This is a genomic window from Streptomyces sp. BYX5S, from assembly GCF_054724165.1.
Genome location: NZ_CM138829.1, coordinates 6,961,107 through 6,987,271, shown reverse-complemented (window position 1 = coordinate 6,987,271; position 26,165 = coordinate 6,961,107). Strand labels below are relative to the sequence as shown.

Genomic DNA, 26,165 nt, shown 5'->3' with positions numbered 1-26,165 from the left:
GTCCGGATAACGGATACGTAGACGGGCCGGTTCAGCAGCAGCGGAACCCCTGTCGCGGATCCGATTCCTGGCGGTCCGTCCGCATGCGCTCGAACTCGCGCCGCGAGGGCGCGGGCGCACCCGGGTGGGTCTCCCCGAGGTGCGCCACGTACCGCTCGTAGGCGCTCTCGTCCGTCAACTCCCGGACGAACCAGCGCACATACCTAGCCACCCGTAGCACTGCCGACGCCGGCATCGCGCGCCTCCGCCTTCTCCGCCTGCGTGGGAACGAGCCCGGCCGGGGCCACCAGCGTGGACTCGACGTACGGGGCCTCGCTCAGCTTCGACGCCTGCGGGTTCCGTACGTGCTTCACGCATACCCGCAGCGCGTCGAGGACGACCACCACGATGAGGAGCGCGAGCGCGGCCGAAAGGACGCCGTCCACCGTGGAGTTGGTGACCACGGTGTGCATGTCGTCCATGCTCTTCGCGGGCGGCAGGATCTTGCCCGCGTCGATGGCGTCCTGGTAGTTGGAGCGCTGCTGGAAGAAGCCGACGCGCGGGTCGGAGGAGAACACCTTCTGCCAGCTGGCCGTGAGCGTCACGACGACGTCCCAGATCAGCGGAACGCCGGTGATCCAGGCCCACTTGAGCCGCCCCGACTTCACCAGGAGCGTCGTGCAGACGGCGAGGGCGACCGCCGCGAGCAGCTGGTTGGAGATGCCGAAGATCGGGAAGAGCTGGTTGATCCCGCCGAGCGGCTCGTGCACGCCGACCCACAGGAAGTAGCCCCACAGGCCGACGACGACGGCGCTGGTGAGCAGCAGGCCCGGCTTCCAACTCACGTTCTTGAAGGGCTTGTAGACGTTGCCGAGCATGTCCTGGAGCATGAACCGCCCCACGCGCGTGCCCGCGTCGAGCGCGGTCAGGATGAACAGCGCCTCGAACATGATCGCGAAGTGGTACCAGAAGGAGCGCATCCCGCCGCCGGTGACCTGCGAGAAGATCTCCGAGACGCCGACGGCGAGGGTCGGCGCGCCGCCCGTGCGGGACAGCAGGCTCGCTTCCTCGACGTTCTTGGCGGCCTGCGCGAGTTCGGCCGGGGTGATCGAGTACCCGAAGTTCGCCACGGCCTGGGACGCGGACTGCACGCTGTCGCCGATGACGCCGGCGGGCGCGTTCATCGCGAAGTACAGGCCGGGGTCGATGATCGACGCGGCGACGAGCGCCATCACGGCCACCGACGACTCCATCAGCATGGAGCCGTAGCCGATCATCCGGACCTGCGTCTCCTTCTGGATCATCTTCGGCGTCGTACCGGAGGAGATCAGCGCGTGGAAGCCGGAGAGCGCGCCGCACGCGATGGTGATGAAGACGAACGGGAAGAGCGAGCCCGCGAAGACCGGCCCGTCGCCGCGCGAGGCGAAGTCGGTGACCGCGTCCATCTTCAGCGTCGGAAGCGCGACGACGACTCCGATGGCGAGCAGCGCGATGGTGCCGAGCTTCATGAACGTCGACAGGTAGTCGCGCGGTGCGAGCAGCATCCACACGGGCAGGACCGAGGCGACGAACCCGTAGGCCACCATCCAGATCACGAGCGTCGACGGCGCGAGCGTGAAGGCGTCCGCCCACGAGGACTCGGCGACCCAGCGCCCGGCGACCAGCGCGAGCAGCAGCAGCGCCACCCCGATGAGCGACACCTCGGACACCCGTCCGGGGCGCAGTACGCGCAGATAGAAGCCCATGAGCAGGGCGATCGGGATGGTCATCGCGATGGAGAAGGTGCCCCACGGCGACTCGGCGAGCGCGTTCACCACGACGAGGGCGAGCACGCCGAGCAGGATGATCATGATGGCGAAGGCGGCGACCAGCGCGGCGGCCCCGCCGAACGGGCCGATCTCCTCGCGTGCCATCTGCCCGAGCGAACGCCCGTCGCGCCGCGTCGAGAAGAACAGCACCACCATGTCCTGCACGGCGCCCGCGAAGATCACGCCGACGATGATCCAGATGGTGCCCGGCAGATACCCCATCTGCGCCGCGAGCACCGGCCCGACCAGCGGCCCGGCCCCCGCGATGGCGGCGAAGTGGTGGCCGAGCAGCACGCGCCGGTCGGTCGGGTGGTAGTCGATGCCGTTGTTGAGCCGCTCGGCGGGCGTGGCCCGTTTCGCGTCGACCTTCAGGACCTTGTACGCGATGAACTTCGCGTAGAAGCGGTAGGCGATGGCGTACGTCCCGAGGGCGGCGGCCACCATCCAGGCGGCGGAGACCTCCTCGCCGCGGGAGAGGGCGAGTACGGACCAGCCGGCCGCGCCCACGAGGGCGACCACGGTCCACAGGATGATGGTTCTAGGAGACGCGGTACGCACCGATCTGTCCTCCCCGTCCATGCGATGACGGGAGGACCGTAAGCCAGAAATGTGAGCCGCGCTACACCGCGTACGGGAAAGCGTCTACTCCGTTATGTGCGCTGCGGGGCAAGGGAATTGACGCTCATTCAGTCGGCCGCTTGAGGCGCGCCACGAACTTGTACCGGTCCCCGCGGTACACCGAGCGCACCCACTCCACCGGCCGGCCCGAGCCGTCGATCGAGTGGCGGGAGAGCATCAGCATCGGCAGGCCCACGTCCGTGCCGAGCAGGCCCGCCTCGCGCGGCGTGGCGAGCGAGGTCTCGATGGTCTCCTCGGCCTCGGCGAGCCGTACGTCGTAGACCTCGGCGAGCGCCGTGTAGAGGGAGGTGTACTTGGCGAGGCTGCGGCGCAGCGCCGGGAAGCGCTTGGCCGACAGGTGCGTGGTCTCGATGGCCATCGGCTCGCCGCTCGCGAGGCGGAGCCGCTCGATGCGCAGGACGCGGCCGCCGGCGGTGATGTCGAGCAGTCCGGCGAGGGTGTCGTCGGCGGTGACGTAGCCGATGTCGAGCAGCTGCGAGGTCGGCTCCAGGCCCTGGGCCCGCATGTCCTCGGTGTACGAGGTGAGTTGCAGCGCCTGGGAGACCTTGGGCTTGGCGACGAAGGTGCCCTTGCCCTGGATGCGTTCGAGGCGGCCCTCGACGACGAGCTCCTGGAGCGCCTGGCGGACCGTGGTGCGGGAGGTGTCGAACTCGGCGGCCAGCGTGCGCTCGGGCGGCACCGGGGTGCCCGGCGGCAGCGTCTCCGTCATGTCGAGCAGGTGCTTCTTCAGGCGGTAGTACTTGGGCACGCGTGCGGTACGGACGGGCGCCCCGCTCTCGTTCTCCGCACTGCTGACGTCGGTGCTCATGCTCCGCCTTCCCGGCTCCGGTGCCCACGCGACTCCGTGACCCCTCCTTATACCGCCCGGTGGGCGTCTGGTCTAGTCCACCCGCCGGGGTGCGGCGGACGGCCTCAACGCCCCTGCCCTGTCCGGCGGATGCGTCTCGGATGTCGTTCCGATAACGGACGCGGAGACCTTTCTCGGCCACCCTTGACAGCCCAATTGGTCTGGGCCAAGCTCCCCGTACTGGTCTACACCATTAAAGATCAGGTCCCAGTCCCATCAGCCGTATCCGCGTACACAGACGTGTGCTCGCCGTATGTCATCGCTGTGGGTGGGGGGTTGCAGGCATCCCTGAGGAGGGTGACATGAAGCGCAAGCTCATAGCGGCCGTAGGTGTCGCGGCCATGATGTCCGCGGTCGCGGCCTGTGGGGGCGGCAGTGACAGCAACGCCGGCAAGGACCCGAAGGACCGCACCGGCGACGTCACGGTCTGGCTGATGGTCGACGCGCAGAGCACCTGGCCCGAGCTGGTCAAGGACGTCAACGCGCAGTTCAAGAAGAAGTACCCGAAGGTCAAGGTCAACGTCTCCTACCAGCAGTGGGCGGACAAGGCCAAGAAGCTCGACACCGCCCTGGGCGGGGACAAGTTCCCGGACGTCGTCGAGCTCGGCAACACCGAGACCATGCAGTACATCCTCAACGGGGCGCTCGCCGAGATCGACCCCAAGAAGTACGACAACAGCGACTCGTGGATCAAGGGCCTCGCGGACACCTGTTCCTTCGAGGGCAAGATGTACTGCGTCCCGTACTACTCCAGTGCGCGCGTCGCCATCTACAACAAGGACATGCTGAAGTCGGCCACCGGCTCCGACGAGCTGCCCACCGACGAGACCGCGTTCCTCAAGGCGATGGACAAGGAGACCGCGAAGCAGGGCGCCAAGGACAAGCGCTTCTCCTCGCTGTACCTGCCGGGCCGCTACTGGTACGCCGCCATGTCCTACGTCCAGGCGTACGGCGGCCAGATCGCCACGTACGACGACGGCACCAAGAAGTGGAAGGGCTCCCTGTCCGACGCCAAGTCGCAGGAGGGCATCCAGCACTTCATCGACCTGGTGAAGAAGTACAACAAGGGCGACATCACCAAGGACGAGCAGGACCACGCCAACGTGATGGCCAACGAGAAGGCCGGCGTCCTGTACGGCAACGGCTGGGAGGCCGGCTCCGTCGTCGACGGCAAGGCCAACGGCAACCCGAAGCTGAAGGACAAGATCGCCGTCGCCTCCATGCCGGGCCCGAACGGCAAGACCCTGCCGTCCTTCGTCGGCGGCTCCGACCTCGCCGTCACGCAGAAGTCGAAGAACGCGGACCTCGCCCAGGACTGGATCTCCATGTTCACGAGCGAGAAGTCCCAGGAGGTCCTCACCTCCAAGAACGTGCTGCCCAGCAACACCAAGCAGCTCCAGCCGCTGAAGGAGAAGGCGGAGACGGAGGCCGCCGCGAACGCGGTGGAGAGCGCCTGGTTCACGCCGATCGCCCCGGGCTGGACCGCGATCGAGAAGGAGGAGGTCCTGAAGAACATGCTTCTCGACATCCTCAAGGGCAAGTCCGTCGCCTCGGCCACCAAGACGGCCGACGCGAAGATCGACGAGCTGATCAACAAGGAGTCCTGAGCCCTCGCGGCTTCGGCAGAGCTCCGCAAAGGGCTCCGAAGTGAAGGGCGGGGCCGACGCGATCGGCCCCGCCGTTACGAGAAAGGTCAGCCACGTGACTGCCGCCGACACCAAGGCCGCCGGGCCGCCGCCCCTCGTGGCGGAGAGGCCGGAAGGGGACGTCCTCGCCAAGGGGCCCCGCGGCACCGGCCGCCCACCGCGGAAGAAGGGGGCGTCGCTCCCCTACCTCCTGATCCTGCCGGCGATCGTCGCGCTGGCCGCTGTGTATGCGTACCCCCTGGTCAAGACCGTGATCATGTCCTTCCAGGACATGGGGCGGCGCGAGCTGTGGACGGGCGACAGCCCGCCGTGGGTCGGCTTCGACCAGTTCACCAACATCCTCGGCGACGCCGAGTTCTGGCAGGTCACCGTCCGCACGGTGGTCTTCATGGTGGTCTGCGTCGCGCTCACCATGGCGATCGGCCTGCTGATCTCGCTGCTGATGATGCGCCTGTCGACCTGGGTGCGGCTCACGCTCACCACCGCCCTGATCGCCGCCTGGTCGATGCCGCTGCTGGTCGCCTCGTCGATCTTCCGCTGGCTCGCCGACTCCGACTACGGCCTGATCAACACGCTCATCGCCAAGGTCGCGGGCGACGACTGGCTCGGCCACAACTGGTTCCTCGACCCGTTGCAGGGCTTCTCGGTGATCGCCGCGCTCGTCATCTGGGGCGCCGTCCCGTTCGTCGTGATCACCCTGTACGCGGCCCTCACCCAGGTCCCCGCCGAACTGGAGGAGGCCGCCCAGCTCGACGGCGCCAGCGCCCTCGGCGTCTTCCGCTTCGTCACCTGGCCGGTCATCAAGCCCGTCTTCATCATGGTCACCACGCTCTCGGTGATCTGGGACTTCAACGTCTTCGGGCAGATCTGGCTGCTGCGCGGCAACAAGCCCGAACCGGACTACGAGACCCTCGGTCTCTACTCCTTCTCCAAGGCGTTCACCTCGACGTCCTTCAGCCAGGGCACCGCGATCGCCCTGATCACCGTTCTGCTGCTCTCCGGGGTGGCCGTGTACTACCTGCGCCAGCTCATGAAGACAGGAGAGGTCGAATGAGCGCCTCCACGGCGGGGCTGCGCCCCGACCGGAAGAAGACCCGGCTCGGCTACAACATCCTCGGGCTCGTCATCGCCGTCGTCATGGCCTTCCCGGTCTACTGGCTCATCATCTCGGCGCTGCGCCCCAACCACGAGATCCGGTCCTACGACCAGACGCTGTGGCCGTCGTCGATCACCTTCGACAACTTCGCGCGCGCCGTGAAGCAGCCGAACTTCGGCACCGCGATCCAGTCCAGCCTCATCATCTCGATCACCGCCGTCGTCGGCGGCATGATCATCGCGACCCTCGCCGCGCTCGCCATCGGACGCTTCCGCTTCACCGGCCGGCGCGCGCTGCTCATGGCGATGATCCTGGTCCAGATGCTGCCGCCGACCGCGATGCTCATCCCCATCTACACCCAGCTCAACGCGATGGGCGGACTCAACGAGTACTGGGGCGTCATCGTCGTCTACCTGGTCTCCACGCTGCCCTTCGCCACGGTGATGATCCGCGGCTTCGTGGTCAACATCCCCGTGGAGCTGGAGGAGTCGGCGATGGTCGACGGGTGCACGCGCATGGGCGCGTTCCGCCGCGTCGTCTTCCCGCTGCTCGCCCCCGGCCTCGCCGCTTCCTCGATCTTCGCCCTCGTGAACGCGTGGAACGAGTACCTGTTCGCGTACATCCTGATGAACGAGGACTCGAAGTACACGCTCAACGTGTGGCTGATGACGTTCACGACCGAACGGGGCACCGACTACGGCGCGTTGATGGCCGCGTCCACGATGATCGCTCTGCCGGTGGTGGTCTTCTTCATGTTCATCCAGAAGAAGATGGCCACGGGTCTCACCTCCGGCGCCGTGAAGGGATAACGCCGCACGATGACGACTATGACACGTGGTACAGACACTCTGACGCGCGATGCCCTCACCGTCCTCCAGCCCGGCTTCACCGGTACTTCCGCGCCGGACTGGCTGCTCAGGCGGCTGGGGGAGGGGCTGGCGTCGGTCGGCCTGTTCGGGCGCAACATCCTGGGGGCCGAGCAACTGGCGGCGCTGACGGCCCAGTTGCGGGCCGAGCGCGGGGACGTCCTGGTCGCCATCGACGAGGAGGGCGGCGACGTCACCCGCCTTGAGGTGCGCACCGGCTCGTCCTTCCCCGGCAACCACGCGCTCGGCGCGGTCGACGACGTGGAGCTGACGCGCGCGGTGGCCGCCGAGCTCGGCCGCCGGCTCGCCGAGTGCGGCGTCAACCTCAACTGGGCGCCCTCCGCGGACGTCAACGCCAACCCCGACAACCCGGTCATCGGTGTCCGGTCCTTCGGCGCGGACACCGCGCTGGTGGCCCGGCACACCGCCGCGTACGTCGAGGGCTTGCAGTCCGCGGGCGTCGCCGCCTGTACGAAGCACTTCCCCGGCCACGGGGACACGGCGGTCGACTCGCACCACGACGTGCCGCGCATCGACGTGGACCTGGAGACGCTGCGGGCCCGCGACCTCGCCCCGTTCCGGGCGGCCATCGCGGCGGGCTCGCGGGCCGTGATGAGCGCGCACATCCTGGTCCCGGCGCTGGACCCGGAGCTTCCGGCAACGTTGTCGCGTCGGATCCTGCACGGTCTGCTCCGCGAGGAGTTCGGCTACGACGGGCTCATCGTCACGGACGGCATGGAGATGAAGGCCATCTCCGCCACGTACGGGATCGAGCGCGGCAGCGTCCTCGCCATCGCCGCGGGGGCCGACGCGATCTGTGTGGGCGGCGGGCTCGCCGACGACGACACGGTGCTGCGGCTGCGCGACGCGCTCGTGGGGGCGGTGCGCTCCGGCGAGCTCCCCGAGGAGCGGCTCGCGGACGCGGCGGCGCGGGTGCGGGAGCTGTCCCAGTGGACCGCGGCGCCGGCCCGGCCCGGGGCTGCGGCGGGCGATCCCGAGGTGGGCCTCGTCGCGGCCCGCCGGGCGGTCACGGTGACGCGGGGCGTGGGTGCGGCCGTGGACGGGCCGGTGCACGTCGCGGCCTTCACGCCGGTCGCCAACATCGCGGTCGGCGACGAGACGCCGTGGGGCGTCGCCGCCGAACTCGAACGCCTCCTGCCCGGCACCACGACCGGTTCCTACACCGGGGCCGACGCCGCGCGGGACGCGTTGGCCGCGGCCGGGGAGCGGAGGGTGGTGGCCGTCGTCCGCGACGAGCACCGTCACCCGTGGATGTCCCGCGCCCTGGACGACCTCCTGGCCGTGCGCCCGGACACGGTCGTCGTGGAGATGGGCGTGCCTCAGGCGGCGCCGCGGGGTGCGCTGCATGTTGCTACGCACGGGGCGGCGAGGGTGTGCGCGGTGGCGGCCGCCGAGGCCCTCACCCACCTCTGACCTGGACGTGCCCCGCTCCTCAATCGCCGGAGAGGCTGGAGGGGCGGGGCACCGGCCATCCGGACCGCCCCGGACCCCGCTGCTCAATCGCCGCAGGGGCTTGATCAGCCCACCCGCCGCCCACGCGACCGACGCCCGCGGACGGCGGGTGCCCCGCCTTTGAGCCCCTCCGGCGATTGAGGAGCGGGGTCCGGGGCGGAGCCCCGGGGGCGTACCCCCGGGTGAGCGGGGCGGCGGGCTACAGGCCCTGCCACTCCGGCTTGTTCGCGTACGTGTGCCGAAAGTAATCCGCAAGCTTCAGCTTCGACGCCGCCGCCTCATCGACCACCACGGTCGCGTGCGGATGCAGTTGCAGCGCCGACGCCGGCACCACGGACGCCACCGGCCCCTCCACGGTCGCCGCCACCGCATCCGCCTTCCCCTCACCCGTGGCGAGCAGCACCAGGTGCCGCGCCTCGAGGATGGTCCCGATGCCCTGCGTGATGACGTGCCGCGGCACCTGCGCCAGGTCGCCGTCGAAGAACCTCGCGTTGTCCGTGATCGTCTGCTCGGTCAGCGTCTTGATCCGCGTCCGCGACGCGATCGACGAGCACGGCTCGTTGAACCCGATGTGCCCGTCCGTCCCGATCCCCAGCAACTGGAGGTCCACACCCCCGGCGTCCGCCAGCGCCTGGTCGTACGCCTCGCACGCCGCCTGCACGTCGTCCGCGCTGCCGTCCGGCCCCATGAAGGACGCCTCGCTCAGCCCGAGCGGCTCCACGACCTGCCGCAGCACCGTCGCCCGGTACGACTCGGGGTGCCCGGTCGGCAGCCCCACGTACTCGTCCAGCTGGGCGATCCGCGCCTTCGACGCGTCGACCGCGCCGGCGCGCACCTGGGCCGCGAGCGCCTCGTAGATGGGCAGCGGAGTCGAGCCGGTGGCGACGCCGAGCAGCGCGTCGGGCTTGCGCCGCAGCAGCTGGGCCATGGCCTCGGCGATGAGCTCGCCACCTGCCGTGGCGTCCGGAACGATCACAACTTCCACGCTGGGCCTGCCGTTCTGGTCAGAGGGGACGGAATGACATGTGGTATAGACCAATCTAACAGAGCGCGACCCCTCGGTCAGGCCCTTCACCACACCTCTTCGACCATGCTCGGCGCTGCGCCGGAGCCCGGCACCTCGAAGCGCCCGGTAGGCGGCGCGGGCGCCCCGAGGCCACAGTGGAAGGTGTCCGGAGCCCGATCGGCCACGGCCCCGGTCCGCCGACGCACCGGAGGTGCCCGTATGACCGCCCCCGTCCCCGAGGCCGACCCCGAGCGCCCCGGTCGGATCATGACGCGCGAGATGCGCGAGCAGCCCGACGTGCTGCGCCGCCTCCTCGCCGACGGCGCCCCGCGCATCCAGGAGGTGGCCCGGAGGGTCGCCGCCCGCGCCCCCCGCTTCGTCCTGCTCACCGCCCGCGGCACCTCCGACAACGCCGCGCTCTACGCCAAGTACCTGCTGGAGATCCGCCTCGGCCTGCCCTGCGGCCTCGCCTCGATGTCCACGACGACGGCGTACGGCGCCCGCCCCGACCTGCGCGACGTCCTCGTGATCACGGTCAGCCAGTCCGGCGGCTCGCCCGATCTGGTCGCCTCCACGAAGGCCGCCCGCGAGGCCGGCGCGATCACCCTCGCGGTCACCAACAACCCGGACTCCCCGCTGGCCGCGGTCTCCGAGCACCACGTCGACATCATGGCCGGACCGGAGAAGGCCCTGCCCGCGACGAAGACGTACACCGCCTCGCTCCTCGCCCTGTACCTCTTCGTGGAGGGCCTGCGGGGCGGCGACGGGGCGCCCGCCGCCGTGCTGCCCGGCCACGCCGACCGGATCCTGGCCCGCCAGGACGAGGTCCGCGCCCTGGCGGCCCGCTACCGCTTCGCCGAGCGCATGGTGATCACCTCGCGCGGCTACGGCTATCCGACCGCCAAGGAAGCGGCCCTCAAGCTGATGGAGACCAGCTACATTCCCGCCCTCTCCTACTCCGGCGCCGACCTGCTGCACGGCCCCCTCGCCATGGTCGACAACATCTCCCCGGTCATCGCCGTGGTCACCGACGGCCGCGGCGGCGACGCCCTCCAGCCCGTCCTCGACCGGCTCCGCGGGCGCGGCGCGGACCTCATGGTGGTCGGCCCCGAGGCCCAGGTGGCCCGCGCCTCCGCCGGTTTCGTCCTGCCGACCGCCGGGGTCGCCGAGGAGGTGCAGCCGGTCCTGGAGATCCTGCCGCTCCAGCTCCTCGCGTACGAGGTGACCATCGCCCGGGGCCAGGACCCGGACGCCCCGCGCGCCCTCGCGAAGGTCACGGAGACCCGCTGACCGGGAATCGACCGGCCCGCGAATGAACCGGCGGTGTCCGGCACTCGTGCAGGGGTAGGGACGTTGAAGTGGACGAGGGACGGCCGTGACCGTCGGAGAAACCGACGAGAACAAACCTCTGCCGAGGCATGGACAGGGGAGAATGGTCTAGTCCACAATGCGTAACTGGAACTTCCGCCCTCCCCGCACAGGAGGACGGACAGAGGACCCGCCGCTCTCTGCCCTGACTGCGTCGGATCCTCGATCGGCAGCCGGGACCGCACACCTGGAAGCCGGTGCACCTGAAGGGCTGCGGTGCTAGGGGAAGGGCTGAGGGTCCCTGCCCCCGGCGCCGCGGCCCGTCGGTCTTTTCAGGCCCTGGTCTTCTCGCGCCTCCGGTCTTTTCGGGCCTTCGGCGGGTGCCGGTTAAGCTCGGCCCGTGCCCTCCATGAACGATCTCGTCCGCCAGCACACCGCCCTCGGTGCCTCCGATCTCGAGTGGCTGCATCTGCTGGTCTCGGAGTGGCAGCTGCTCTCCGACCTCTCCTTCGCCGACCTCGTCCTGTGGGTCCCCACCCATGACGGCACGCGATACGTCTCCGTGGCCCAGATGCGGCCCAACACCGGTCCGACGTCCTACCAGGACGACATGGTCGGCCACCTCGTCCCGCGGGGGCGCCGCCCCATGCTGGACGTCGCGCTCGACGAGGGCCGCATCGTGCGCGAGGGCGACCCCGAGTGGCGCGAGGAGGTCCCGGTGCGGGTGGAGTCCATCCCCGTACGCCGGGAGGGCCGTGTCCTCGGCGTCATCGCGCGGAACACGAACCTGCTGACCGTCCGCACGCCCTCGCGCCTGGAGCTGACCTACCTCCAGTCCGCCTCCGACCTCGCGCAGATGATCGCGGCCGGCACCTTCCCGTTCCCCGACCAGCAGGTCGACATGGACGCCTCCCCGCGCGCGGGCGACGGCCTGATCCGGCTCGACGCGGACGGCATCGTCCAGTACGCCTCGCCCAACGCCCTGTCCGCGTACCACCGGTTGGGCTTCCAGGCCGATCTGGTCGGCCACCACCTCGGTACGACGACGGCCGAACTGGCGCCGTCCCGCGGCCCGGTGGACGAGGCGCTCGCCAAGGTGGCCAGCGGCTGGGCGCCGCGCGAGTTCGAGATCGAGGGCGAGGAGGGCTCGATCCAGGTCCGCGCGATCCCGCTCAAGCCCAAGGGCGTGCGCATCGGTTCGCTGGTCCTGCTGCGCGACGTCACGGAACTGCGCCGCCGCGAACGCGAGTTGATCACCAAGGACGCGACCATCCGAGAGATCCACCACCGGGTGAAGAACAACCTCCAGACGGTCGCCGCGCTGCTGCGCCTCCAGGCCCGCCGCATCGGGTCCGACCGCGGCCGCGAGGCGCTGGAGGAGGCGGTCCGCCGGGTCGGCTCCATCGCGATCGTGCACGAGACGCTCTCCCAGAACCTGGACGAGCGCGTGGAGTTCGACGAGATCGCCGACCGGGTCCTCGCCATGGTGGCGGAGATCTCACCGGGCCAGGTGACGGGCCGGCGCACCGGCCGCTTCGGCATCCTGGACGCCGAGGTCGCCACCCCGCTGTCGATGGTGCTCACCGAGGTGCTGCAGAACGCCCTGGAGCACGGCTACCGCCAGGGCGACACCGGCACGGTCGAGGTCTCGGCCGTGCGCGGCGGCACCAGCAAGGAGGCCCGCCTCCTGATCACCGTTCAGGACGACGGCGTCGGCCTGCCCGAGGACTTCGACCCGAAGCGCGCGGGGAACCTGGGGCTGCAGATCGTGCGCACCCTGGTGGAGGGCGAGTTGGGCGGAACGTTCGACATGGTGCCCGCACCGGAACGCGGCACACAGGTCATCCTCGACATTCCCGTACGCAGCAGCAAATAGCGGAAGGGGGTCGGCCGCGCGGCCGACCCCGGACAGCAGTGAGCCCCGGAACCGTCGAACGGTTCCGGGGCTCACTGCTCGCGTTGCTCGGGTCATGTCCCGGGCTGAGCCTGGGGGAGCATCGGGGGGTACTGCGCGCTGCGGCTCGGGGGCGGGAGATGCGTACTCGATGTACGCGCCGCCGGGCTCAGGCTCGTACGGGGTGCGGGATCAGGCGGAGGCCTGACGGGCCCGGTTGCGAGCGGCGCGGCGCTTCATCGCGCGGCGCTCGTCCTCGCTGAGGCCACCCCAGACGCCGGAGTCCTGGCCGGACTCGAGCGCCCACTGCAGGCACTGCTCCATGACGGGGCAGCGGCGGCAGACGGCCTTGGCTTCCTCGATCTGCAGCAGCGCGGGACCGGTGTTGCCGATGGGGAAGAAGAGCTCGGGGTCTTCCTCGCGGCAAACGGCGTTGTGACGCCAGTCCATGGCTGCTACCTCTCCTTGGTATTACGTGCAGGTTGCTTGTGAATGTGAACGCTTTCACGAAACCCTCAACAAGTGAACCGGACGAACGTCACATCCGCGACGGGTGTCCGTATCTTTTGAGGAGGGGATTCGGGCTCTCTGTGGGGCCGATGTTGCGGGCCGTCCCGAGCGCCATGTAGAGATTCGCAAACCTCGGCGGCGGATACAACCCCTTCTGGAAAGTTTTTTTTGATTCCTCGGTGTCGGCTAGGTCACAGCCGTACTTCCATGGGGTGGATGCCAGCCCAAACGTTCGAGATGAAGGACTTTAGTCCCTTCCACTCACACAATCACACGCAGTGCACGGCGTACGCCTGTGAACGTCACGCTGGTTCGCAGTCCCAGGTGGTCGCCGTCCATCTGAAGGGGCAGGGGCGCCTTCGAATGCAAGGTGAAGTCGGTCAGGTCGTGGAGCGTGACCGCGTTCTTCCCGTGGGGGCCGCGTTCGGGTGTCGAAGCCAGCAGCTGGGTGCCGTAACGGGCCACCGCCGGAGTCGAGAGTTTCTTGAGTCCGAGCACGTCAAGGCCGGTGTCGAAGGACGCCTGCGGTGTCGGGTACAGCGGCCTGTTGCCCAGGAAGGACCACGGCGACGTGTTGCTGACTATCGAGACGACCAGATCCGTGACCGGATCCTCGCCCGGCCGTTCGAGCGTGATGGTGCCGTGCCGCCGGTCGGCCTCGCCGAGGAACTGGCGCACCACCTGTCGCACGTACAGGGCATGCGTCGAACGCTTGCCGCGCTCCCGCTGCTGCTCGACCCGGCCGACCACGCCCGCGTCGAAGCCGAGGCCCGAGGCGAAGGTGAACCAGCGCGCCGGCACGCCCTCGTCCTCCGTGCCCACGGTGCCCGAGGCGAGGCCCAGGCCCACCGTGCGCCGCCGGCCCTCTCGCAGGGCGTCCAGGAGCTGCCCCGTGGCCTCCACGGGGTGGTTCGGCAGGCCGAGGGCGCGCGCGAAGACGTTCGTGGAGCCGCCGGGGACGACGGCGAGGCCGGGCAGGCGGTCGAGGTCGACGCCGTTGTGCAGCAGCCCGTTCACGACCTCGTTGACCGTGCCGTCGCCGCCGAGGGCGACGACCAGCTCGATGTCCTTGCTCTCGGCGGCCTGCCGGCCGAGGTCGCGCGCGTGGCCGCGGTACTCGGTGGTGACGGCCTCGAGCTTCATCTCGCTCGCCAAGGCGTGGATGAGGACATCACGCGTGCGCGCGCTGGTGGTGGTTGCCGCCGGATTGACCACGAGAAGTGCACGCATGCAAGGCAGAGTACCCAGCGGCCTTGATCCGACCCAGACCGAGGTGGGTGTCCGGCGGGAGTCGGCACCCGTTTCCCGCGGGGTCCGGCCTTCGAAGCGGCGGTCGGTGGCGGCTACGCTGCAAAGGTGACCTCAGAGCAGAATCCCGCCCCCGAGACCCCCGAAGAAGCCGTCGGCCCGCGCCCCGTCCGGCTGACCGTCGCGGCCGCCCTGGCCGGACTCGAAGGGCTCGCGCTCGTCGTGGGCGGTGTCTACATGCTGATCGCCGGTCTCGCCGGGCACCCCGACAACCCGGAGCAGGCCGTCACCGGCGGGGTCACGCTCGTCGTGCTCGCGCTGCTGCCGCTGTTCGCCGCGCGCGGCCTGCTCGCCCGCAAGGGCTGGAGCCGGGGCCCCGCGATCATCACGCAGATCATGGCTCTGCCCGTCGCCTACACGCTGCTCCAGGCCGACAGCATGGCCATCGGCGGCGGCATCGCGCTCGCCGCCGTGGCGATCGCCGCGCTGGTGCTGCTGGTCAACCAGGAGACCACGCGCGCGCTGGGCATCCGTACGCCGGGCTCCTCGCCGCAGTAGCGCGCGAGGCGACGCGCCACGAGAAGGCGCCCGACGCGTGCCGCGCGTCGGGCGCCTTCTTCGTGTGCCGGTCGGGGTCACTCCTCGACGAGGAGCCTGTCCCGGAGCTGTGCCAGCGTGCGGGCCAGCAGGCGGGAGACGTGCATCTGGGAGATGCCGACCTCCTGGGCGATCTGCGACTGCGTCATGTTCCCGAAGAACCGCAGCAGCAGGATCCGCTTCTCGCGCGGCGGCAGGTCCTCCAGGAGCGGCTTGAGGGACTCGCGGTACTCGACGCCCTCCAGCGCCTCGTCCTCGGCTCCCAGCGTGTCCGCCACCGCGGGGGACTCGTCGTCGGTGTCCGGGACGTCCAGGGACAGCGTGGAGTACGCGTTGGCCGACTCCAGGCCCTCAAGGACCTCCTCCTCGGAGATGGCCAGCTTCTCGGCCAGCTCGTGCACCGTGGGGGAGCGGCCGTGCAGCTGGGACAGCTCCGCGGTCGCCGTCGTCAGGGCCAGGCGCAGCTCTTGGAGACGGCGCGGCACGCGCACCGCCCAGCCCTTGTCGCGGAAGTGCCGCTTGATCTCACCGACGACGGTCGGCGTCGCGTACGTGGAGAACTCCACGCCGCGCTCCGGGTCGAACCGGTCCACCGACTTGATCAGGCCGATCGTCGCGACCTGCGTGAGGTCGTCGAGGGGCTCGCCGCGGTTGCGGAAGCGGCGCGCCAGGTGCTCGACCAGCGGCAGGTGCATGCGGACGAGCTGATTGCGCAGCTCCGCGTACTCCGGGCTGCCGTCCTTCAGGGCGCGCAGCTCGATGAACATGGCCCGCGCGCCGCTGCGGTCCGTCGGATCGTGTCGGCCGTGCCGCTCACCGTGTCGCTCGTGGTCGCTCATCAATCCCGCCCGTCGCGCGTTTGATCCCCCTGAGCCCCCGCGAAGTACGGCCCCCGGGGTCGGCGCTGCCTGCTGCGCCGCGCCTGCCGCCGGGTCCGCCGCGTCCTGCGGGTGCGGCCGGGCCTGCTGCTCGGGGATGCCGGTGGTCGGCCGCTGCATCCCGCTCGCGTCGTCGGCCGGGAGATCCCGTGTGCCGCGCTTGTCGTCCCGCACCGGACCTTCCCCGTTCCTCACGTCGGGCCGGGGCCCGCGCCGCGCTTCTTGTAAAGGCTGATGGAGACGGTCTTGTCCTCGGCCACCGCGGAGTCGACCTGGCCCGCGAGGGCCGAAAGGACCGTCCACGCGAAGGTGTCGCGCTCCGGGGCCCGACCGTCGGTCGTGGGCGCGGAGACCGTCACCTCCAAGGAGTCGTCGACCAGCCGGAACACACAGCTGAGCACGGAGCCCGCGACCGCCTGCTGGAGCAGGATCGCGCAGGCCTCGTCGACAGCGATGCGCAGGTCCTCGATCTCGTCGAGGGTGAAGTCCAAACGCGCCGCGAGACCGGCCGTCGCCGTACGCAGCACCGACAGGTAGGCACCCGCAGCCGGGAGTCGGACCTCCACGAAGTCCTGATTTCCGGGGTCGCCTGCGATCTGGGACACCCTCACCTCCAAGGTGGTACAAGCACTTTCGGGCTCCGGAGGCGTCGTCCCCCGGGTGATGCGCCACTTATATCTGCGGTGACGCTACCGCGCGCCCGACTTTCCTGTCCCGGGGACCCCCGGCCCATTGCTGTCACTCATAGTAAGCCTACGGGTACGGACAGTGGCTAGAGGGTGTGCGGGCCCAATTGGAAAGAGCGGGCGCCGGGTTGACGTACCCAGGCGCCAGTGGATCGAACCCCGACGGGCCGGGGGATCCGCCGCGTCAGACCAGAATGGCGTCGACAAAGCACCAACGCCAGCTCTCACCAGGCTCGAAGGTGCGCATCACGGGATGGCCGGTCTCCGCGTGATGGGCCGTCGCGTGCTTGTACGGGGACGAGTCGCAGCACCCCACATGGCCGCAGACCAGACAGAGCCGCAGTTGCACAGGGTGACTGCCGACGGCCAGGCACTCCAAGCAGGTCTCGCTCAGAGGAGCGGGCTCGGGGTGCGGCAGTGCGGCGACGTGCGAGCACTCGTTCATGATGGCCAGGTTACGACGGGTGTCGCGAAGTGGTGCGGTGGAAGGCGGGTCATGGACGTATTGCCCCTGGTGGGTCTGGTGGCGGCGAGCGCGGCGGTGGCGGGAGCTGCCCGCAGGACGCCGGTTCCGGCGCCGCTCCTCCTTGTCGCGATCGGACTCATGGCGTCCTACGTGCCGTGGGTTCCGCAGTACGTGCTGGACCCGCACGTCGTGCTGCCGCTGATCCTGCCCCCGCTGCTGCACACGGCCGCCCTGGAGAGCTCCTACCTCGACCTCAGAGCGAACATCAGACCCGTCGCGCTCCTCTCCGTGGGGTACGTCCTGTTCGCCACGCTCGCGGTGGGCTGGCTCGCCTACGAGCTGATCCCGGACCTGCCGCTGACCGCGGCGCTCGTCCTCGGCGCGGTGATCGCGCCGCCGGACGCCGTGGCCGCCACGGCCATCGCCCGGCGCGTGGGGCTGCCCTCGCGGCTCACCACGATCCTCCAGGGCGAGTCCCTCGTGAACGACGCGACCGCGATCACCGCCTACAAGGTGGCGCTCGCCGCGGCGGTGGGCGAGGGGGCCAGCTGGGCGGGCGGGCTCTGGGAGTTCCTGGTGGCGGCCGTCGGCGGCGTCGGCGTGGGGCTGCTCCTGATGGTGCCGCTGCACTGGTTGCGCACGCACCTCAAGGAAGCGCTGCTCCAGAACACGCTCTCCCTGCTCATCCCCTTCGTCGCGTACGCGGTCGCGGAGCAGGTCGGCGCCTCCGGAGTGCTCGCCGTCGTGACCGTGGCGCTCTACCTCGGGCACCGCTCCTGGCAGGTCGACTTCGAGACACGGCTCCAGGAGGCGGCGGTGTGGAAGGTCGTCGCGTTCATCCTGGAGTCCTCGGTCTTCGCCCTCATCGGTCTCCAGCTGCGCTTCGTCCTCGAAGGGCTCGGCGAGTACAGCGTGGCGCAGGCCGTCTGGTACGCGGTCGGCGTGTTCGTCTTCGTGGTCGTGGTCCGGTTCGTGTGGTCGTATCCCGCCACCTATCTGCCGCTGTGGCTGTCGTCGCGGATCCGCGCGCGGGAGAGCGACACCGACTGGAAACGGCCGCTGATCGTGAGCTGGGCCGGCATGCGCGGCGTGGTGTCGCTGGCCATCGCGTTCTCCATCCCGCTGGTCACCGAGAGCGGGGACCCGTTCCCCGGGCGCAACCTGGTGCTCTTCCTGACCTTCACGACGGTCATCGGGACGCTCGTCGTCCAGGGGCTCACGCTGCCGCCGCTGATCAAGTGGCTGAAGCTGCCCGGCCGGGACACCCAGGCGGAGACGCTCGCCGAGGCGCAGGCGCAGAACGTCGCCTCGACGGCCGCGGAGGAGCGGGTGGACGCGTTGATGCAGGACGAGCGCAACTGCCTTCCCACGCCGCTCCAGGACCGTCTGCGCACCGTTCTGGAGCGCCGCCGCAACTCGGTGTGGGAGCGGCTCGGCCAGGCGAACCCGGTGACCGGGGAGTCCGCCGACGACACGTACCGCCGGCTCGCGCGGGAGGCGATCGCGGCCGAGCGGGAGGTCTTCGTGCGGATGCGCGACGAGCGGCGCATCGACGACGAGATGCTGCGGACGCTGCTGCGCAAGCTGGACCTGGAGGAGGCCGCCGCCTACCGGGAGGTCGACGGCTGAGCGTCGTCGAAGGGGGCGCCCGTGACCACCGCCGCGACGGTCGTCCCGCGCGCGAAGGCGCCCTCTTCGGCCAGAGCGGCGAGGGCGTACAGGGTCTTGGCGACATACAGGCGCTCGACGGGAACGCCGTGCCGGGCCTCGAAGTCCTCGGCGAACGCGGCGAGTTCCGCGGGCACGCGCGCGTAGCCGCCGAAATGGAAGCGGTCCTCCACCCGCCAGGCGCCCCGCGGTCCGCCGAACGCCGCCTCCTGCAGCGCCCGGACCTCGCCCGGGAGGAAGCCGCCCTTGAGGACGGCCACACCCAGGGCGCGCTGCTCGGGGCCCAGGCCCGCCGCGGCTCCCGCGAGGGTGCCGCCCGTGCCGCAGGCGAGCGCGACGACGTCCGCCCGGCCCCGCAGCTCCCGCCCCAGCTCCGTGCAGCCCTGCACGGCGCGCGCGTTGCTGCCGCCCTCCGGGACCACGTACGCGTCCCCGGCGCCGGCCGCCGCGAGAACGGCGGCCAGCACCTCCGGCTCGGCTTTGCGGCGATACGTCGACCTGTCGACGAAGTGCAGGCGCATCCCGTCGGCCACGCAGCGGGACAGCGACGGGTTCAGGGGGCGGTCGGCCAGCTCCTGGCCGCGGACGACACCGATGGTGGCCAGGCCCAGGAGGCGGCCCGCCGCCGCCGTGGCCCGCAGGTGGTTCGAGTAGGCGCCCCCGAAGGTGACGAGCGTGCGGCCCCCCGCCGCCGCCAGATTGGGGGCGAGTTTGCGCCACTTGTTGCCGATGAGATCCCGGTGGATCAGGTCGTCCCGCTTGAGCAGCAGACGTACGCCGTGGCGCGCGAAGCGCTCGTCGTCGACCTCCACGAGAGGCGAGGGGAGGTGAGGGCGCAGATCGGCGCCGAGGGGGCGGGGCACCCGGCCATTGTCGGACACACGGCCGGATGCCCGCCCCCGCGGGGCGCTACTTGAGCCGGTCCCCGATGCGCTTGCGCATCGACGCCATCGTGAAGCCCTTCGGATCGATCTTCCCCGGCTGCCACTCCAGGTGGCCGATGACCGAGCGCTCCGTCCAACCGTGATGACGGCAGATCGCGGCCGCCGCTCTCTCGATGGCCTCCAGCTGAACGGCCGGCCACGGGTCCTCGCCGTCGCCGAGGTTCTCGCACTCGAAGCCGTAGAAACGGCTGTTGCCGTCCGTGTTCGCCTCGTTGTCGTGCGGCAGCGCCTTCTCCGCGATCACCGCGCGCAGCACGTCGTCGTCGCCGAGCCCCGCGTGGTTCGCCCGCCCGTAGCCGACCAGATGGACGTGACCGTCCTTGGTGATGACCCCGTGGCACAGCGGCCCCGGCAGGTTCGGATGGCCCTTGCGGCAGATACGGACCGTGTTCTCGCTGCCCGACGTGACGGTGTGGTGGATCATCACTCCGTTCACCGGGCCCCAGTCGCCGACGTGATTGCGGTTGTGACTCCGCCATTCGCCGACTTCGACCACCGTCAGACCCTCGTCCTTGAGTGCGTCGATGAAACTGCTTGCGGACATGGGTGGGGCCACGGCCGCCTCCTTCGCGGGAGCGACGGCCGCCGAGTGCGCACCGTCTCGTACGGTTCGCTTGTACCGGAACCACCGTGCAGCGACCAGCCGTTCGCACAAAGTGCACATAGTTCGCGGCCTCGGCGGCCGGCTCGCTCGGTTCAGCTGCGCAGGACGCCGTCCCCGTTCGCCGCGATGTGCGACTCGAGTGCCTGGAGCGCCTGCTGCGTGGCCTGCGGGCTGCCGGTGCCCTTGCGCTCCGCGTAGTACGCCGCGCCCAGTCGCTTGAGCAGATCGCCGCCCGCGCGCTGCGCCTGCACCTCGTCCAGCTTCTGCTTGCCCTGCGTCAGGCCGCGCTGCGCCTGCTCCTTGGCCCGGTCCATGAAGCCCGCCATGGTGATCACCCTTCTCGTTCTTTACCGTTTCCTGACCAACGCGCGTCGGGATCTTCGAGTTCCGGGTGGCCACCTATGCCCCGTCGATCGGAAATCCATTCCCGCTCATTTGTGTAATGGTGCGACAGCGCTCCGTGATGAAGGCTTGTCCGTGCAGGTCAGTTCATGATCGGGAGGGCATAGCACATGTCGGTAGGCGAAGAGGTCCGCGAGCAGACCCCCGGACCGCAGAAGAGTCTGGGCACGTCCGCGGCGCGGAACCTGGCCACGACGACCAAGTCCGCGCCGCAGATGCAGGAGATCAGCTCCCGCTGGCTGCTGCGGACCCTGCCCTGGGTGGATGTGCAGGGCGGCACGTACCGGGTCAACCGGCGGCTGAGCTACTCGGTGGGCGACGGACGCATCACGTTCGTGAAGACGGGCGACGACGTCCGGGTCATCCCCGCCGAATTGGGGGAACTGCCCGTGCTGCGGGGCTTCGAGGACGAGCAGGTCCTCGGCGAGCTGGCCCAGCGCTGCACCCAGCGCGAGTACGCCGCGGGTGAGGTGATCGCCTCGTTCGGCAGCCAGGCCGACGAGGTGTTCCTGCTCGCCCACGGCCGCGTCGAGAAGATCGGCACGGGGCCGTACGGGGACGACGCGGTGCTCGGAGTGCTCGCCGACGGGGCGCACTTCGGCGAGCAGGCGCTGGTCGACCCGGACACCATCTGGGAGTTCACGGCGAAGGCGGCCACCGCGTGCACCGTGCTCACGCTGCCGCGCAGCGACTTCGAGCAGGTCGCCGAGCGCGCCGATTCACTGCGCGACCACCTCCAGCGGCTGCGGTCTCTCCCGGAGCAGCGGTCCAACACCTATGGGGAGAAGGAGATCGACCTCTCGGCCGGTCACGTCGGCGAGGCGGTGCTGCCCGGCACCTTCGTCGACTACGAGGCCGCTCCCCGCGAGTACGAACTGAGCGTCGCCCAGACCGTGCTGCGCATCCACACGCGCGTGGCCGACCTCTACAACCAGCCCATGAACCAGACGGAGCACCAGCTCCGGCTCACCGTCGAGGCGTTGAAGGAGCGCCAGGAGCACGAGCTGATCAACAACCGGGAGTTCGGCCTGCTCAGCAACTGCGAGTACGAGCAGCGCCTCCAGCCGCACGACGGCGCGCCGAGCCCCGACGACATGGACGAGCTGCTCAGCAGGCGGCGCGGCTCCAAGCTGTTCCTCGCGCACCCGAAGGCGATCTCCGCGTTCGGCCGCGAGCTCAACAAGCGGGGACTGGTACCCGAGAGCATCGACGTCGGCGGGAACAGGATCCCGACCTGGCGCGGTGTTCCGATCTACCCCTGCAACAAGATCCCGGTCACCGAGGCGCGGACCACGTCCATCATCTGCATGCGTACCGGAGAGGAGGACCAGGGCGTCATCGGGCTGCGGCAGTCCGGCATCCCGGACGAGATCGAGCCGAGCCTGTCCGTGCGGTTCATGGGCATCAGCGAGCAGGCGATCATCTCCTACCTGGTGTCGACGTACTACTCGGCGGCGGTGCTGGTGCCCGACGCGCTCGGTGTGCTGGAGAACGTCGAGGTCGGCCGGTGGCGGTGACCGGCCGCGCCCGGCCCGTGGTGTCCCCGCCGTGCGGGGCGGGTACACCCAGGGGGTACGCGCCCACCAGTAGCGGAACCGCCACCGTCCGCACCCTCTCCGGGGTGAGTCCATGACGCAGACGACGGAGACGCGAGTGGCAGCACAGCCGGCCGAGTCGGCCGCGGCGACCGGTGGTCGGACAGGAGGTGCGGGGGAGGGCCACGAGGCGCAGGAGGCCTCGGAGATCCTGGCGCAGGCCAGGGCCGCGGTCGACCCCGAGCTGCGACGGGTCGTCGAGGCGCTGCCCGGATCCATACGCCGCGTCGCCCGCTACCACTTCGGCTGGGAGCACGCCGACGGCACACCGGCCACGGGGAACGCGGGCAAGGCCGTACGGCCGGCCCTCGTCCTCGCGGCGGCGCGGGCCCTCGGTGGGCGGCCCGAGCGGGCGGTGCGGGCGGCGGCGGCCGTGGAACTGACCCACAACTTCACCCTGTTGCACGACGACGTGCTGGACCGGGACACCACCCGCAGGCACCGCCCCACCGCGTGGACGGTGTTCGGGGACGCCGACGCGATCCTCGCGGGTGACGCCTTGCAGGCCCAGGCGCAGCGTCTGCTCGCCGCGGACGACCACCCCGCGGGACCGGCCGCGGTCGCCCGGCTCGCGGCGTGCGTCGTGGAGTTGTGCGAGGGCCAGGCCGCGGACGTCGCCCTGGAGGCGCGGGACCCCGCGCAGGTGACCCTGCCGGAGACGCTCGCCATGGCGGAGGCCAAGACCGGGGCGCTGCTCGGCTGCGCGTGCGCGCTGGGCGGGCTGTACGCGGGGGCCGGCGAGGAGGAGGTCGAGGCGCTCGACGCGTTCGGGCGCTGTGCCGGGCTCGCGTTCCAGCTGATCGACGACGTGATCGGCATCTGGGGCGACCCGGCCCGCACCGGCAAACCGGCCTGCGCCGACCTCGCCGTGCGCAAGAAGTCCCTGCCCGTGGTCGCGGCGCTCGCCTCCGGCGGGGCAGCGGCGCGGGAGCTCGCGGCGCTGTACGGGGCGCCGGGGCCGGAGAAGGAAGGAGTGGCGGAACTGGAGAGGATCGCGTTGGCCGTGGAGCGGGCCGGTGGGCGGGACTGGGCGCAGGCGCAGGCCGCGGACCACATGTCCCGTGCGGTGGACCGCCTGTCGCAGGCGGTGCCGGTGCCGGAGGCGGCGGACGGTCTGCTGTCCCTGGCGGAATTCGTCACGCGTCGCGGCTACTGAGGCCTGTCGGCGGGGGGCCGTGATCGGTTGCGGTGCCCCGCCGGGGGTGCCGCGGGCAGCGCCGAGTGTGCGTGCTCCGCCGTGCGGCGGGGGCGCTGGAGCGGGGCTGAGGCCGTCGCCGGATGTGCGCCGCACCGGGGGCCGCCTTGCCCACCCTGCCGCCCTTGGCGGCAGATTGCCCAAGGCGGGGCGGCGTCCACCGGAGGGGGTGGGGTGGGCTGGTCGTGGGGGTGGGGTGGTCGAATAGGGTGCCAACTAGTTTGCTGGGCGGCTGAGTTGGTGAGGGGTTGGCGATGGGTGTGGGGATACGGCGGGCCGGGGAAGCGGATCGCGACGACGTGGTGCGGCTGCTCGACGCGGCGTTCATGGACGACCCGGTCAGCGGCTGGGTGTTCCCCGACGAGGAGCGGCGGCGGGAGCGGCACGCCGGGCTGATGGGAGTGTTCACGGACGCGACGTTCGCCGAAGGGTACGTCGACCTGACCGAGGACGGTTCGGCCGTCGCGCTGTGGGTGGACATGCCGGACGGACCGGCGGACGAGGGCGGGCAGGACATGCCCGCGCAGGTGCGGGCGGCGGTCGACCCCGACAACGTCCGGGTGGAGCAGATCGCCCGGTGGACCTCGCAGGCGCACCCCGTGGGCCGGGCGCACGCCTACCTGTGGATGATCGGCGTCACGCCCGAGCGGCAGGGCCAGGGGCTCGGCACCGCGCTGATGGCGCCGGTCCTCGACCGCTGCGACCGGGAGGGGCTTCCGGCCTACCTGGAGGCCAGCAGCGCACGCGGCCGGGCGCTGTACGAGCGCCTCGGCTTCGTCCTCACCGGAAACGCGATCGAGCTGCCGGACGGACCGACGATGTGGCCCATGTGGCGTGAGCCGAACGCCGGATCGAGCCCCTGCGGCGATTGAGCAGCGGGGTTCGGGGCGGAGCCCCGAGACGTGGGCCGGTCGACGCCGCAGGCGTGTGAGGTAGGTGCGGGCCGGGCGGGGGCCCGGAAGGTGTCAGTCGTCCGTGAAGCTCGCGAAGTAGGTCGCTGCCATGTCCTGCGCCCCGTGCCCCTGCTCGGACGCGCGGCGGAAGCGTTCGCGGCTCGCCGCCACCGCGTCCATGCGGATGCCCGCGCGTTCGGCCGCGGCGAGTACCAGGCCCGCGTCCTTGGCCGCGTTGTCCACCGAGAAGCTCGGGGTGTAGTCGGCTTCGCGGATGGCGGCGGACTTGTTCTGGAAGTAGGCGTTGTCCAGCGGCCCGCCGGTGACCACGTCCACCACGTCGCCGGGGTCCACACCGAGCCCCTGCGCCAGGGCGAGCGCCTCGCCGACGCCCGTGGTCAGCGCGATCACCCAGGAGTTGAGGGCGAGCTTGAGGCGGCTGGCGGTACCCGGCGTGCCGTCGCCGACCCACACCGTGCGGGAGCCGACCGCGTCGAAGAGCGGCTGGACCGTCTCCCGGACGGTCTCCGGGCCCGCCGCGAGCACGATCAGCTTGCCCTGTTCGGCGGGCTGCCGGGTGCCCTGGACGGGCGCGTCGACGAGGAGGAGTCCGGCGCGGGCCGCGTACTCGGCGAGCTCGTCGATGCCCTCGCCGACGGTCCCGGACTGCACCCACACGGTGCCGGGCTTCACGGTGGCCTCCTGGATCACCTCCAGGGTGCGGGGCCCGTCGGTCAGGACGGTCAGGACGACGTCGGCGTCCCGGACCGCGTCGGCCGCGCTGTCGGCGACCGCCACCCCGTCGGCGGCCAGCGGTTCGGCCTTCGCGCGGGTCCGGTTCCAGGCCCGGACCGTGAACCCGGCGCGGGCCAGATTGCGGGCCATGGGCGCGCCCATCGTCCCGGTGCCGAGCACGGCGACGACGGGGCGGGCGGCGGACGGTGCGGTGCTGGTCATGAGCGAACTCCCTGGGTGGGTGCTTCCTCCGTGCGAGTGGTCCCGCCCTCAGACGCTAGCCCGGATCGACGCCTCCATCGCGGTCACGAACGCGTCCCGTGTCGCCTCGTCCAGCAGGTCGAGCGAGAGGTACGGGTTGAGGTCCTCCAGCTCCACGAGGAGCAGCCCGCCGTCCGGGGCGCGGCAGGCGTCGACGCGCTGGATGCCGTGCGGCAACGTGTTCCACTCGATGAAGGAGCGGGCGAACGCGCGGTCCGCGGGCGTCGGTTCGTACGGGCGCAGCTCCCAGCGGCGCGCGGGATCGGGCGCGTACAGGGCGTACATCAGCCGGTCGTCGACGAAGTAGAAGGAGACCTCGTAGGCGAAGTCGACGCGCGGCTGCACCAGCAGGCCGCCGTCCGCGTAGGGGAGTCCGGGCAGGTCGGCGGCCGATACGAAGCGCAGGCCCACCGAGTCCGCGCCCAGCTTCGGCTTCGCCACGTACGCGTCGGCCTCCGGCAGCCGGTCCAGGTCGGCGGCCCGGTCGACCGTGGGGATGACCGGGTGACCGGCCGCGGTCAGGTCCACCAGGTACTGCTTGCCGGCCATGTCGGCGCGCCCGGTCAGCGGGTTGTAGACGTTCGCGCCGCGTTCGAGGGCCCGCGCGCGGAACGCGTCGTACGCCTCCTGGTAGCCGAGCACCGGACCGCTGTTGCGGACCACGACGGCGTCGAAGCCGTCCATCAGCGCGGCCGCGTCCAAGGGGTGGCACAGGGCGAGGTCGAAGGCCGAGCGCAGCCGGGACGTGAGGTGGATGTCCTCGTCGCAGTAGCGGCGGCCCTTGGCGGGATACGCGAGATCGGTGACGTAGAGGACGCGGGGGCGCGGAGACAAGGCGGGGACTCCGGAGGTGGTGCCGAGGGGCCGGGCGGGGCTGGTGCGCCGAAGGGGCCCGGCCGAGCGCGTTGGCTCGGACGGGCC

General features: G+C 70.8%; 25 protein-coding genes. 11 read left to right on the top strand and 14 right to left on the bottom strand.

Annotation, left to right across the window (positions count from 1 at the left end; all coding sequences use genetic code 11):
- Window positions 1-31: 31 nt before the first annotated feature.
- The 3 genes from ACYBSK_RS31430 to ACYBSK_RS31420 form a co-directional block, all read right to left on the bottom strand.
- A complete protein-coding gene (locus ACYBSK_RS31430) occupies window positions 32-235 on the bottom strand; it encodes a YbdD/YjiX family protein (RefSeq protein ID WP_457480633.1) in 204 nt (67 codons plus the stop codon).
- Window positions 204-2,345: a carbon starvation CstA family protein gene (locus tag ACYBSK_RS31425; RefSeq protein ID WP_460247138.1), complete on the bottom strand. Its 2,142-nt coding sequence runs from the start codon at window positions 2,343-2,345 to the stop codon at window positions 204-206. The genes ACYBSK_RS31430 and ACYBSK_RS31425 overlap by 32 nt, the downstream gene beginning before the upstream one ends.
- 124 nt (window positions 2,346-2,469) lie before the next feature.
- Window positions 2,470-3,234 carry a GntR family transcriptional regulator gene (locus ACYBSK_RS31420; RefSeq protein WP_457480631.1) on the bottom strand — a complete coding sequence of 255 codons (765 nt, stop codon included), beginning with the start codon at window positions 3,232-3,234 and terminating at the stop codon, window positions 2,470-2,472.
- A gap of 341 nt (window positions 3,235-3,575) precedes the next feature.
- Here ACYBSK_RS31420 and ACYBSK_RS31415 point away from each other — a divergent pair, with 341 nt between their 5' ends.
- From ACYBSK_RS31415 to ACYBSK_RS31400, 4 genes are all read left to right on the top strand, one after another.
- Window positions 3,576-4,880, top strand: a complete 1,305-nt coding sequence (locus ACYBSK_RS31415) for a sugar ABC transporter substrate-binding protein (RefSeq protein WP_457480630.1) — start codon at window positions 3,576-3,578, stop codon at window positions 4,878-4,880.
- Window positions 4,881-5,016: 136 nt separating this feature from the next.
- A complete protein-coding gene (locus ACYBSK_RS31410) occupies window positions 5,017-5,973 on the top strand; it encodes a carbohydrate ABC transporter permease (protein WP_460247137.1) in 957 nt (318 codons plus the stop codon).
- Entirely contained in the window at window positions 5,970-6,824 is an 855-nt protein-coding gene (locus tag ACYBSK_RS31405; RefSeq protein ID WP_457480629.1) for a carbohydrate ABC transporter permease, read from the top strand. Before ACYBSK_RS31410 ends, ACYBSK_RS31405 begins: the two co-directional genes overlap by 4 nt.
- A gap of 9 nt (window positions 6,825-6,833) precedes the next feature.
- On the top strand, window positions 6,834-8,315 hold the full coding sequence (locus ACYBSK_RS31400) for a glycoside hydrolase family 3 protein (protein WP_460244129.1): 1,482 nt from the start codon (window positions 6,834-6,836) through the stop codon (window positions 8,313-8,315).
- A 238-nt stretch (window positions 8,316-8,553) separates the two neighbouring features.
- Here the strand turns inward: ACYBSK_RS31400 and nagB are convergent, their stop codons facing one another.
- Entirely contained in the window at window positions 8,554-9,339 is a 786-nt protein-coding gene (gene nagB / locus ACYBSK_RS31395) for a glucosamine-6-phosphate deaminase (RefSeq protein WP_457480627.1), read from the bottom strand.
- Between the two features lie 240 nt (window positions 9,340-9,579).
- Between nagB and ACYBSK_RS31390 the strand changes: the two genes are divergently transcribed.
- Window positions 9,580-10,650 carry an SIS domain-containing protein gene (locus tag ACYBSK_RS31390; RefSeq protein ID WP_460244128.1) on the top strand — a complete coding sequence of 357 codons (1,071 nt, stop codon included), beginning with the start codon at window positions 9,580-9,582 and terminating at the stop codon, window positions 10,648-10,650.
- Between the two features lie 427 nt (window positions 10,651-11,077).
- Window positions 11,078-12,544 (top strand): sensor histidine kinase, encoded by a 1,467-nt coding sequence (locus tag ACYBSK_RS31385; protein WP_457481924.1) that lies wholly within the window; start codon window positions 11,078-11,080, stop codon window positions 12,542-12,544.
- Between the two features lie 210 nt (window positions 12,545-12,754).
- Here the strand turns inward: ACYBSK_RS31385 and ACYBSK_RS31380 are convergent, their stop codons facing one another.
- Entirely contained in the window at window positions 12,755-13,012 is a 258-nt protein-coding gene (locus tag ACYBSK_RS31380; protein ID WP_016639615.1) for a WhiB family transcriptional regulator, read from the bottom strand.
- A gap of 321 nt (window positions 13,013-13,333) precedes the next feature.
- The gene (locus ACYBSK_RS31375; RefSeq protein ID WP_457480625.1) at window positions 13,334-14,302 is read right to left on the bottom strand and encodes a diacylglycerol/lipid kinase family protein; all 969 of its coding nucleotides are present in this window, start codon (window positions 14,300-14,302) and stop codon (window positions 13,334-13,336) included.
- A 126-nt stretch (window positions 14,303-14,428) separates the two neighbouring features.
- Here ACYBSK_RS31375 and ACYBSK_RS31370 point away from each other — a divergent pair, with 126 nt between their 5' ends.
- Window positions 14,429-14,878 (top strand): hypothetical protein, encoded by a 450-nt coding sequence (locus tag ACYBSK_RS31370; protein WP_460244127.1) that lies wholly within the window; start codon window positions 14,429-14,431, stop codon window positions 14,876-14,878.
- A gap of 77 nt (window positions 14,879-14,955) precedes the next feature.
- On the opposite strand, the gene ACYBSK_RS31365 is transcribed toward ACYBSK_RS31370, so the two are convergent.
- From ACYBSK_RS31365 to ACYBSK_RS31355, 3 genes are all read right to left on the bottom strand, one after another.
- The gene (locus tag ACYBSK_RS31365; protein ID WP_457480623.1) at window positions 14,956-15,990 is read right to left on the bottom strand and encodes an RNA polymerase sigma factor SigF; all 1,035 of its coding nucleotides are present in this window, start codon (window positions 15,988-15,990) and stop codon (window positions 14,956-14,958) included.
- Entirely contained in the window at window positions 15,987-16,400 is a 414-nt protein-coding gene (locus ACYBSK_RS31360) for an ATP-binding protein (protein ID WP_306323431.1), read from the bottom strand. Before ACYBSK_RS31360 ends, ACYBSK_RS31365 begins: the two co-directional genes overlap by 4 nt.
- Before the next feature lie 265 nt (window positions 16,401-16,665).
- The gene (locus ACYBSK_RS31355; protein ID WP_457480622.1) at window positions 16,666-16,926 is read right to left on the bottom strand and encodes a UBP-type zinc finger domain-containing protein; all 261 of its coding nucleotides are present in this window, start codon (window positions 16,924-16,926) and stop codon (window positions 16,666-16,668) included.
- 51 nt (window positions 16,927-16,977) lie between these two features.
- On the opposite strand from ACYBSK_RS31355, the gene ACYBSK_RS31350 reads away from it, so the two are divergent.
- Window positions 16,978-18,576, top strand: coding sequence for a Na+/H+ antiporter (locus tag ACYBSK_RS31350; RefSeq protein ID WP_457480621.1), 1,599 nt, complete (start codon window positions 16,978-16,980; stop codon window positions 18,574-18,576).
- Here the strand turns inward: ACYBSK_RS31350 and ACYBSK_RS31345 are convergent.
- From ACYBSK_RS31345 to ACYBSK_RS31335, 3 genes are all read right to left on the bottom strand, one after another.
- On the bottom strand, window positions 18,555-19,478 hold the full coding sequence (locus tag ACYBSK_RS31345; protein ID WP_460244126.1) for a 1-aminocyclopropane-1-carboxylate deaminase/D-cysteine desulfhydrase: 924 nt from the start codon (window positions 19,476-19,478) through the stop codon (window positions 18,555-18,557). The two genes, ACYBSK_RS31350 and ACYBSK_RS31345, sit on opposite strands and share 22 nt — an antisense overlap.
- Window positions 19,479-19,524: 46 nt before the next feature.
- Window positions 19,525-20,115 (bottom strand): N-acetylmuramoyl-L-alanine amidase, encoded by a 591-nt coding sequence (locus tag ACYBSK_RS31340; protein ID WP_460244125.1) that lies wholly within the window; start codon window positions 20,113-20,115, stop codon window positions 19,525-19,527.
- A gap of 140 nt (window positions 20,116-20,255) precedes the next feature.
- On the bottom strand, window positions 20,256-20,489 hold the full coding sequence (locus tag ACYBSK_RS31335; protein ID WP_457481923.1) for a hypothetical protein: 234 nt from the start codon (window positions 20,487-20,489) through the stop codon (window positions 20,256-20,258).
- Window positions 20,490-20,675: 186 nt separating this feature from the next.
- Between ACYBSK_RS31335 and ACYBSK_RS31330 the strand changes: the two genes are divergently transcribed.
- The 3 genes from ACYBSK_RS31330 (at window position 20,676) to ACYBSK_RS31320 (ending at window position 24,227) form a co-directional block, all read left to right on the top strand.
- Window positions 20,676-22,082 (top strand): family 2B encapsulin nanocompartment shell protein, encoded by a 1,407-nt coding sequence (locus ACYBSK_RS31330; protein WP_457480618.1) that lies wholly within the window; start codon window positions 20,676-20,678, stop codon window positions 22,080-22,082.
- 112 nt (window positions 22,083-22,194) lie between these two features.
- Window positions 22,195-23,316, top strand: coding sequence for a family 2 encapsulin nanocompartment cargo protein polyprenyl transferase (locus ACYBSK_RS31325; protein WP_460244124.1), 1,122 nt, complete (start codon window positions 22,195-22,197; stop codon window positions 23,314-23,316).
- A gap of 293 nt (window positions 23,317-23,609) precedes the next feature.
- Window positions 23,610-24,227 carry a GNAT family N-acetyltransferase gene (locus ACYBSK_RS31320; protein ID WP_460244123.1) on the top strand — a complete coding sequence of 206 codons (618 nt, stop codon included), beginning with the start codon at window positions 23,610-23,612 and terminating at the stop codon, window positions 24,225-24,227.
- Window positions 24,228-24,320: 93 nt separating this feature from the next.
- On the opposite strand, the gene ACYBSK_RS31315 is transcribed toward ACYBSK_RS31320, so the two are convergent.
- A complete protein-coding gene (locus ACYBSK_RS31315) occupies window positions 24,321-25,205 on the bottom strand; it encodes an NAD(P)-dependent oxidoreductase (RefSeq protein ID WP_460244122.1) in 885 nt (294 codons plus the stop codon).
- A gap of 48 nt (window positions 25,206-25,253) precedes the next feature.
- A complete protein-coding gene (locus ACYBSK_RS31310) occupies window positions 25,254-26,078 on the bottom strand; it encodes an ATP-grasp domain-containing protein (protein ID WP_457480614.1) in 825 nt (274 codons plus the stop codon).
- Window positions 26,079-26,165 lie beyond the last annotated feature (87 nt).